Source organism: Streptomyces sp. NPDC005485, from assembly GCF_040606085.1.
Taxonomy (GTDB): Bacteria; Actinomycetota; Actinomycetes; order Streptomycetales; family Streptomycetaceae; genus Streptomyces.
This window is the reverse complement of the sequence record NZ_JBEXDZ010000255.1, coordinates 1-8,677: the sequence shown is the minus strand read 5'-3', so window position 1 is coordinate 8,677 and position 8,677 is coordinate 1. Positions and strand designations below refer to the sequence as shown.

At 68.5% G+C, this 8,677-nt stretch carries 9 protein-coding genes; 6 read left to right on the top strand and 3 right to left on the bottom strand.

What is annotated here, in order from left to right:
• The first annotated feature begins 906 nt into the window (after positions 1 to 906).
• The 5 genes from ABZS97_RS42380 to arsM all read left to right on the top strand — a co-directional run bounded on the left by ABZS97_RS42380 (position 907) and on the right by arsM (position 4,639).
• Entirely contained in the window at positions 907 to 1,053 is a 147-nt protein-coding gene (locus ABZS97_RS42380) for a lasso RiPP family leader peptide-containing protein (RefSeq protein ID WP_356148722.1), read from the top strand.
• A gap of 27 nt (positions 1,054 to 1,080) precedes the next feature.
• Positions 1,081 to 2,895: an asparagine synthase-related protein gene (locus ABZS97_RS42375; RefSeq protein ID WP_356148715.1), complete on the top strand. Its 1,815-nt coding sequence runs from the start codon at positions 1,081 to 1,083 to the stop codon at positions 2,893 to 2,895.
• Complete coding sequence (locus ABZS97_RS42370; RefSeq protein ID WP_356148708.1) at positions 2,892 to 3,161, top strand: lasso peptide biosynthesis PqqD family chaperone; 270 nt, start codon at positions 2,892 to 2,894, stop codon at positions 3,159 to 3,161. The genes ABZS97_RS42375 and ABZS97_RS42370 overlap by 4 nt, the downstream gene beginning before the upstream one ends.
• On the top strand, positions 3,158 to 3,595 hold the full coding sequence (locus tag ABZS97_RS42365) for a lasso peptide biosynthesis B2 protein (RefSeq protein WP_356148700.1): 438 nt from the start codon (positions 3,158 to 3,160) through the stop codon (positions 3,593 to 3,595). Before ABZS97_RS42370 ends, ABZS97_RS42365 begins: the two co-directional genes overlap by 4 nt.
• A 147-nt stretch (positions 3,596 to 3,742) precedes the next feature.
• Positions 3,743 to 4,639, top strand: coding sequence for an arsenite methyltransferase (gene arsM / locus ABZS97_RS42360; protein WP_356148697.1), 897 nt, complete (start codon positions 3,743 to 3,745; stop codon positions 4,637 to 4,639).
• A gap of 40 nt (positions 4,640 to 4,679) precedes the next feature.
• Here the strand turns inward: arsM and ABZS97_RS42355 are convergent, their stop codons facing one another.
• On the bottom strand, positions 4,680 to 5,816 hold the full coding sequence (locus ABZS97_RS42355) for an acyltransferase family protein (RefSeq protein ID WP_356148694.1): 1,137 nt from the start codon (positions 5,814 to 5,816) through the stop codon (positions 4,680 to 4,682).
• A gap of 317 nt (positions 5,817 to 6,133) precedes the next feature.
• Positions 6,134 to 6,709: a TerD family protein gene (locus tag ABZS97_RS42350; protein WP_356148691.1), complete on the bottom strand. Its 576-nt coding sequence runs from the start codon at positions 6,707 to 6,709 to the stop codon at positions 6,134 to 6,136.
• Between the two features lie 338 nt (positions 6,710 to 7,047).
• Between ABZS97_RS42350 and ABZS97_RS42345 the strand changes: the two genes are divergently transcribed.
• Complete coding sequence (locus ABZS97_RS42345; RefSeq protein ID WP_356148688.1) at positions 7,048 to 7,437, top strand: BlaI/MecI/CopY family transcriptional regulator; 390 nt, start codon at positions 7,048 to 7,050, stop codon at positions 7,435 to 7,437.
• 178 nt (positions 7,438 to 7,615) lie between these two features.
• On the opposite strand, the gene ABZS97_RS42340 is transcribed toward ABZS97_RS42345, so the two are convergent.
• Positions 7,616 to 8,071 carry a TerB family tellurite resistance protein gene (locus ABZS97_RS42340; RefSeq protein WP_356148683.1) on the bottom strand — a complete coding sequence of 152 codons (456 nt, stop codon included), beginning with the start codon at positions 8,069 to 8,071 and terminating at the stop codon, positions 7,616 to 7,618.
• Positions 8,072 to 8,677: the final 606 nt, after the last annotated feature.

The window sequence follows — 8,677 nt, the reverse complement described above, 5'->3', positions numbered from 1 at the left end:
TCGTACTGGACGTACTTGGGGCTTCGGCCGGTGCGGCGAGGGTGCGTGCCGGGCGCCGTGGGTGCTGTGCGGGACTTTCACAACACCCCCTAGCCGACGATCCTCGGCGGTAGCCGCGGGTCAGGTTGTCCGCCGAATCCGCGTTGTGTCCGTTGCGCCGCCGCACGTCTGAGCCGTCGCCTTCAGGTGACGGCTCAGACGTGCGACGCGTTGCGGCGGAGCTTCGTTGCCAACCGCGGCTGTCGTGGTGGGTCGGCGTTTTGAGGGCGATCACTTCTCGCCAAGCCTTCTCGTGCCCGCCGCCGTGGCAGGCCCGGCGGCAATGCGGGAGGTCACGTTAGGTGATCAGCCTCGGAGGTGGCTGTCCAGTCGGCACCACTCTGAGTAAGAGATTCCGTTTCATCCGTACGCCCCTCGGCTCGACGGCATAAATGCAATGTCGGGCGATGCTTTCGGCCATCCGGTGATCGCATGCTTGTGCGAGGATCTTTGAAGATGAAACTCTCTTGATCAGAGAGAAACGGGTGGGGAACGCGAGGCAATTCGATGCCGCGCTTCCAAACGGGGTCGGGGGTAAGGCTTGATGCGCGTCGCGCCATGGGCACTGTCGGCGAATGGGTCAATGGAAGAAGGTATGCGCGATCGACGATTCCCTGCCTGCCCGGCAATGAGTCGATGAACGCGCAGAACGGTGTGTTCGCCAGTACCTGACGGAGCGGAAGAAGCGCAGGGACAGGCGCCGTGAAGGCGTGGCTCCCGTTGCCCGTTCAGTGGCCGGATTTCATTCGCCCTCGCCCACGCCATCCGTCTTGTCCCGCTCCGCCCTCAAACCCCGTGACACAACCCCAGACTCCGGGCGGCCCACGCCCGGAGGCCTCGCAAGGGGCCGTATGGAAGGAGTACACGATGGAGATGCAGGAGCAGCACAGCGAGGAGCCGTCGGTTCGGCAGAGCTACGAACCGCCCACCCTGACGGCCGTCGGGGAGTTCTCCGAGGACACGCTCGGCTTCGGCAACGACCACTCCGACTTCCTGGGCAAGCAGGGTTGGTGACGAGCCGGCCGACTCGGACGGAGTGACATGAGCACCGGGTTCGTCGTCCTGCCCGACGGTTCCCCCACCGACCCCACGTGGCTCTACGAGTCACCGCACGTCATCACCCACCCCTCGGGAACGCCCTGGGTGGTGGGCCGGTGGGCGGCAGACGAAATGGTTCAGGTCCAGGCGGGCTCGGTACGTGTGGTGGTGATCGGACACTGCCCGGTCACCACTGCACAGCTCACCTCGTTGGCCGGACGCGTGCGGACGCTGTCCGATGCGGCAGTGTTGGCCCGGCAACTACCGGGCAGCTGCCACGTATTGGTCGCCTCTCCGGAGGGCGCCGGCGTCCGGGGCACCATCACCGGTCTGCGGCAGGTTTTCCACACTCGCGTGGGCGGTCGCCCCATCGCGTCGGACCGCCCCGACACCCTGGCGATGCTGACGGGCGCGGGCGTGGACGAAGGAGTACTCGCGGCACGGTTGGCGACTGGCGGCCTGCTCCCGGCTCCGCTCGGCACCGCAAGCCTCTGGTCCGGAATCTCAGCGGTACCCGAAGACCACTGCCTGCTCATGACGGAAGGCCGCGCGCGGGAAGTCCTCTGGTGGCAGCCCCCAGAACCCGAACTCCCGCTGGAGGAGGGCGCGTCGGCGGTACGCACCGCGCTGGAGGAGGCCGTACGCTGCCGCACACTCGGTCAGGGCCGGCTGAGCGCCGACCTGTCCGGCGGTATGGACTCCACCGCCCTGTGCTTCCTCGGCGCTCGGATCACTCCCGGACTGCTCACCTTCCGGTGGGCCGAGGCGGACGCGGGCAACGACGACACGGTCTTCGCGGAACACTCGGCGACCCTGCTGGAGCAGGCCACCCACGTGGTCGTGGGCCAGCACCAACTGCCCGCCGTGTTCACGCACCCGGGGGACCTGGCGGACACCGAACAGCCCTACCTCTTCACCCGGACCCTGGCCCGCATGAGACACACGGCCGGCCTCCTGGCCGAGCGCGGTTCACAGGTGCACCTGGCCGGGCACGGCGGGGACGAACTGTTCGGCAGGCTCCCCGGCTACCTGCACCGAATGCTGCGTCGCCGTCCCAGGCTCGCGGTGCGTCACCTGCGTGGCTACCGGGCCCTCGACCGCTGGCCCCTGAGTGGGGCCCTTGCGGAGCTCGCCCGGACGGGTTCGGTGGCCGACTGGTGGCGTGACCAGGCCGACTCCCTCACCGAGCCGGCCCCGCCCCGTCGGCACCCGCCGCTGGGCTGGGGCCTGATGCCGCTGCGCGCTCCCGCCTGGGTGACCGACGCCGCGATTGACGCGGCCAGGTCGGAGCTGCGGCGCACCGCCGACGGCGCCCGCCCCTTCGCCGCCGATCGCGGCCAGCACCAGGTCCTGGTGGCCCTGCGGGCGACCGCACCGGCGTACCGGCAGTTCAGCCGCCTCTTTGAGAAGGCGGGAATCCGGTTGCACCAGCCCTACCTCGACGACCGCGTCGTGGAGGCCGCGATGGCCGTGCGCCTCCACGAGCGCTCCACGCCTTGGGCGTACAAGCCTCTGCTGGCCGCGGCGATGCAGGACGTCCTGCCCGATCGCGTCCGCGTCAGAACCACCAAGGGCGCCTTCGACGAGGACATGCGCATCGGGCTCAGCCGCAGCCTCGACGAACTCCTCGAACTCTTCGCCGACTCGGAACTTGCCAGAGCCGGCCTGATCTCCACAGACGCGGTCCGCTCCCGGCTGCTCGCCCCGCAGGCCGACCTGAGTAGGAACTTCGCCGTGGAACAACTCCTCGGCTGCGAAACCTGGTTCCGTGCCGCACGCCGCCTCGTCCGCACCGAAAGGCAGCCCAACCGACCGTGAGTGCCACCTATGCCCTCAACCCGAAGGTATCCCTCGCCGAAACGGACGACGGAGCCGTACTCCTCCACGAACGCACCGGCCGCTACTGGCAGTTGAACGCCACGGGGCTACTGGTCCTGCGCAGCCTCACCAGCGGCGACAGCCCCGAACAGGCAGCACAAACGCTTGCCTCCCGGCACACTCTTCCCGCGACCCGCGCACGCGACGACGTTGCGGCCCTTCTAGCTTCCCTGTGCTCGGCGGACCTGCTGCGGGAGGGTCGGTGAGCGTACCTGTGGCGCTGACCCCTCGCGACCGGCTTCCTCTCCACCGCCGACTGGTTCCCCTTGTGGCGGTGGCCGTCGCGTGGATCCTCAGCAGGCTCTCCCCGGCCAGGCTGCGCGCCGTGCTGGAGTTCGCCCGCCGCGGTGCGACCCCGGCCTGCGTGGAAGAAGCCGAGGCGGCACGGACAGCCGTGGTCGCGGTCAGCCTGCGCTGCGCAGGGCAGGCATGCCTGCAGCGCTCGGTGGCCACCACCCTGCTGTGTCGAGCGCGCGGCACCTGGCCCACCTGGTGCACGGGCGTCCGCACGAATCCCTTCTCCGCTCACGCCTGGATCGAAGCCGAAGGCGCCCCCGTCGGAGAGTCGCACCCTCCTGGCCACTACCGCACCCTCCTGACAGTCGCACCTGTCGAGGCCACGCGACCGAAGCAGCGGTAGCGAGGCGTACGGGGTGAGTATCTCGAGTCCTTGTATCGATGCATCTCTATGTTGACGCCTCTCGATTCAAGGTGCAAGCTTGCATCAATGAACGTCAATGCAAGCCGTTCAGGGGCACCGCCAAGCCCCGCCACTCGGGAGTGAGCCATGAGCGAGCAGCCAACCGACCTGCGCGAAGCCGTCCGTCGACGCTACGCCGCCGCAGCTGTGCAGGTCACCGAGGGCGGTAGCGCCTGTTGCGGGCCGCAGCCGGTGGAGGTCGACGAGAACTTCGGATCCACCCTCTACGCCGCCGACGAACGCGAGGTCCTGCCTGCCGAAGCGGTGGCCGCCTCCCTCGGCTGCGGCAACCCCACGGCCGTCGCCGAACTGCGCGAGGGCGAACGCGTCCTCGACCTCGGCTCAGGCGGCGGCATCGATGTCCTGCTCTCCGCCCGGCGCGTCGGCCCCACCGGCAAGGCCTACGGGCTGGACATGACCGACGAGATGCTCGAACTCGCCCTGGCCAACGCCGAGAAGGCCGGCGCGACGAACGTCGAGTTCCTCAAGGGCACCATGGAGGCGATCCCACTGCCGCCTCGCACCATCGACGTCGTGATCTCCAACTGCGTGATCAACCTGTCCACCGACAAGCCGGCCGTCTTCACCGAGGCCTTCCGCGTCCTGAAGCCCGGCGGCCGCATCGGAGTCTCCGACGTCGTCGCCGACGACAGCCTCACTCCAGACCAGCGGGCCGAACGCGGCGACTACGTCGGCTGCATCGCAGGCGCCCTGTCATTCGCCGAGTACCGGGCCGGACTCGCAACCGCCGGCTTCGCGGACGTCGAGATCATCCCGACCCATGCTGTCGCGGACGGCATGCACTCCGCCATCATCCGCGCCGCCAAGCCGCTGACCAGCACCGACGCGCCCCTCGAAGCGGCGCAGTCCGCCGACGAGTGCTGCGGGGTCAACGCCTGCTGCACCTCTGGCGAGGCCTCCGCCGACCCCGCTCTGACGGTCACCGAGGCCAAGACGGCGTCCGAGTGCGGCTGCCAGAGCTGACATCAGCTCGGAAGCTCGGATGGGAAGCTCCGGGGCGGCGTCAGAGAGGCCGCCGCAGGTCCGTCGCGTCCCGCCTGAACGCCCACTTCAATTCCGGTTCCATCGTGCATTGGAAGAGGCGGCGTACGGGCGGTGTGCACAGCACGGTCACGACCGCGCCGGCGGCAAGCGTGACGGTGATCGCGCCGACCGGGCCGTGGACCCAGCCGTGGTCGTACCAGTGCCCGAAGTTCGCGCCCTGGACGACGAATCCGTGCAGGAGGTAGCCGTACAGAGTGCCGGCACCCAGCACGGTGAACCACATCCTGCGCCGGGGCACCCAGGCGAGGAAACAGGCGACCAGGACCATCGAGCAGCCGAAGAGCACCAGCGTCATCACGGGCCCGTACCAACCGGGCGCGGCGAGTTCCTCGGCGCTGTCGCGGTGGAAGAACCAGGCGTCGTTCATACGGGGAACCGCCCAGTACGCCATGGCGAGGGCGCCGAGAAAGACAGGCACGGACAGCGCGCGCACCTCGGAGCGACGTACGAGCTGGAAATGCTCCGGCCTGAGGCACAGACCGACCACGAAATAGGGCAGGAACTGCAGTACGCGCTGGAGGTCCAGGACGTTGCCGATGGACGGTGACAGGGTGGCCAGCATCGCCACCGCGAGCGCGAGGACCAACGGCTTGCGCACGAGCCTCCACAGCGGCGTGGTCAGCCGCCAGATGAACAGCGCCGCCAGGAACCAGGTCAGATACAGCGGGTCCAGCAGGCTGATCGGGCGGTCGGGCGTGCGGTCGGTCCACCGTGTGAAGAGGGTGTACGCCACCTCGAAGACCACGTAGGGGACGGCAACCCCAGTGACGAGACGTTTGATCTGCCGCGGGCTCGCGTCGAAGCCGCGCGAGAAGTAACCGGAGATGACGATGAACGCCGGCATGTGAAAGGCGTAGACGACCATGTACAGCGCGGCGACGCTCCTGCTGCCACCGCGCAGCGGCTCCCACGCATGCCCCATCGCCACGAGCACGATCGCCAAGTACTTGGCGTTGTCGAAGAAGGCGTCCCGCTGCTTCGCCCCCTCGGGCGCGGAGCGGGCCGGGTGCGTCGCCGGGTGCGCTGCCACGCCGTCTGCGGGCGTCTGCGGGGGTGCCGTCCCACGCTGCTGTGCGGGCCGCATGGTGCCGCTCACCGCGCCCTCCGTAGGCAGGACGCGGGGCATATGGATGCGCAGGCGCATCTGCGTGGTGCGGCAGGTGTAGCTGCGGCAGGTGCAGCTGTGGTGCGGCAGTGGGACATCTTTCCCGCCTCACCAGTTCCGGACTGCTTAAACGGGTCCTGGCGCCGCTGTCGTACGGCTCACGCCCGGCGAGCGCCGATCGACGGCGAGAGCAGCCGCCCGGAGGGGGTGGGGGGCGGAGATGCGAGAGGCAGGCGAACGCGGTCGGTGCCCGCCCAACGGGAACGCTTGGTCGATGGGCGGGCGAAAGGGCCTACGGCCAGGTTCCGTCAGACGTTGACGCCGAAGTCGGAGGCGATACCGGCGAGACCGGAGGCGTAACCCTGGCCAACGGCGCGGAACTTCCATTCGGCGCCGTTGCGGTAGAGCTCGCCGAAGACCATCGCGGTCTCGGTCGACGCGTCTTCGGACAGGTCGTAGCGGGCGATCTCCTGGCCACCGGCCTGGTTCACCACGCGGATGAAGGCGTTGCGGACCTGGCCGAAGCTCTGTCCGCGGTTCGCGGCGTCGTGAATGGAGACCGGGAAGACGATTTTGTCGATCTCGGCGGGCACCGCGGCGAGATTCACCTTGACGCTCTCGTCGTCGCCCTCGCCCTCACCGGTGAGGTTGTCTCCGGTGTGCTCGACCGAACCGTCCGGGCTCTTCAGGTTGTTGTAGAAGATGAAGTGCTGGTCGGACAGGACCTTGCCCGACGCGTCGAGCAGCAGCGCGGAGGCGTCGAGGTCGTAATCGGTACCCGTGGTGGTCCGTACATCCCAGCCCAGGCCGATCAGGACCGCGCTCAGGCCCGGCACCTCCTTGCTGAGCGAGACATTGCCACCTTTGGACAGGGAAACTCCCACGCTGCTCTCCTCATCGAAAATCCATCCGAAACGAGCCCGCCGCGCGAACCCGTACGGGAAATCTACGACACTGTAGAAGATTCGGAAGGGTGTTCGGCGTGGCCGTCGCGCCGGGGGCAGCCTGCTGCGTGCCCGGTCAAGCGGTTGTTCGGCCGCGGGAGTTGTCGGATCGTCGGCGGCAGCCGGTCACAAGGAGGGCTCGCACCCGTCTTCTACGATCCTGTGGACGCCCGGTGGTTGGAGGTGCGGCGCGCGTCGCGCGCACGGAGTGGGGCGTCGGCGGGCGTCTCTACGATGGACTTGTCGTGAAGTGTCGGCCGGCGGAAGGGGGACAGCGCATGACGGGCCATGGACAGCGTCCCCCGCGCCGGGGACAGGGCCAGTTGGAATCGCTGGTCCTGTCGGCGCTGCGCGAGGCGGATGGTCCGGCGACCGCGGGCCGGGTGCAGGAATGCCTCGGCGGTGACCTCGCCTATACGACCGTGATCACGATCCTGACCCGGCTGTTGACCAAGGGGGCGGTGACCCGGGAGCGCGCGGGCAGGTCCTTCGTCTGGACGCCGGTGTCGGACCAAGCGGGACTCGCCGCGCACAGGATGCGCAAGCTGCTCGACGGCGAAAGCGACCGCAACGCGGTGCTGGCCAGCTTTGTCACTTCCCTCGAACCGGACGACGAGCGCCTGGTGCGGGAACTGCTCGGGCGCCCCGGGGCGGAGCGCACGGACTGACACCTCACGGGCATCGCCTGTCCGACACCGGTTTGGACTTTGAAGTTCGCGAAGCTCTGCCCGGCCCCGCCCGGAGCGCGCCGAAGCCGGCCCGGCGGCCGAACCGCCGAGCAAGATGCCGGGCCGTTGCCTCACCGGGCACCGGCCCGGCAGGGTACGGCTGTTGATCCGCTGTCGGTCAGAGGTCGAACTCGTGCGGCGGCAGGTCGAGAGTGAAGCAAGCCTCGCGCACGATGGCCTGCTCGGTCTTGTCGAAGTCACCGTCGGCGCCGCCGATGACGATGCCGATCTGGATGACCGCGCGCGCCTCGGCGGGCTTCTTCTTCGCCTTGGCGATCTCCTGGAGGACGCTGACCTTGCCAAGGGCGAAGTCGGCCGTCAGCTTGTTCAGGTTGTCGTCGAAGCGGCGCTGCAGGTCGGCGGCGTCGAAGTTCTGCAGGACCTCATTGGTGGCGATGAGCTGGGCCACACGCTGCCGCTCGGACGGGTCGATCGACCCGTCCGCCGCTGCGACGAGCGCGCACATCGCCATGCTCGCGTCACGGAAAGCCCCGCTCTTGAGGTCGTTCTTCTTCGCCACGAGCTGGGTCTGCATCGTCGACGCGGACTCCTTGATGCGGTCCCACAGGGCCATGAGAACTCCATACGTTCGGTGGAGGGCCGGAGCGCCACGTCGGCGGTCCGATGCCGGTCCATTTCTACAGCAACGTAGAAACTAGTGACCGGTCGGATAAGTTCCGGCCGCGCCTGCCTTCAGAGGCTCCATCAAGCGGGGTCGGCTGATGGGGGTGTGGTTCGGCCAGCTGGGGTGGCGTGGAGGTCGGGGCAGGACGGGATGGAGTCGGCTCCTTTTGTGATGATTTGGGGTGATGAGTGGTTGGGGGTGAGGGTGGGGCGTGTCTTGACGGGATGGGGACTGGTGTGCGGTCGGCAAGGGGCTGGCTCACCGGGGGTGCGGGGCGAGTGTCGAGGGGTGGTGTGAGGTGGAGGGCAGGCGGAATCAGGGGTTCGGTTGGAGGAGGTGTCGAGGAGCTCTGGAGGGCGCCAATTCCTTGGTGGAGATGGGCAGTTGGAGGTCTGCTTGAGGGTGGGTCGAGGGAGGCGTTGGTGGGGGGTGGGCGGGGCTAGCGTGTTGGGGTGGCGCAGGTTTTTGGCCATGGAAGGGAACGTGCGAGGGCTCGACGACTGTTTGGGGGATGGTGTGAGGATTCAGGTTCTGGGTCCGTTGAGTGCCGAGGTC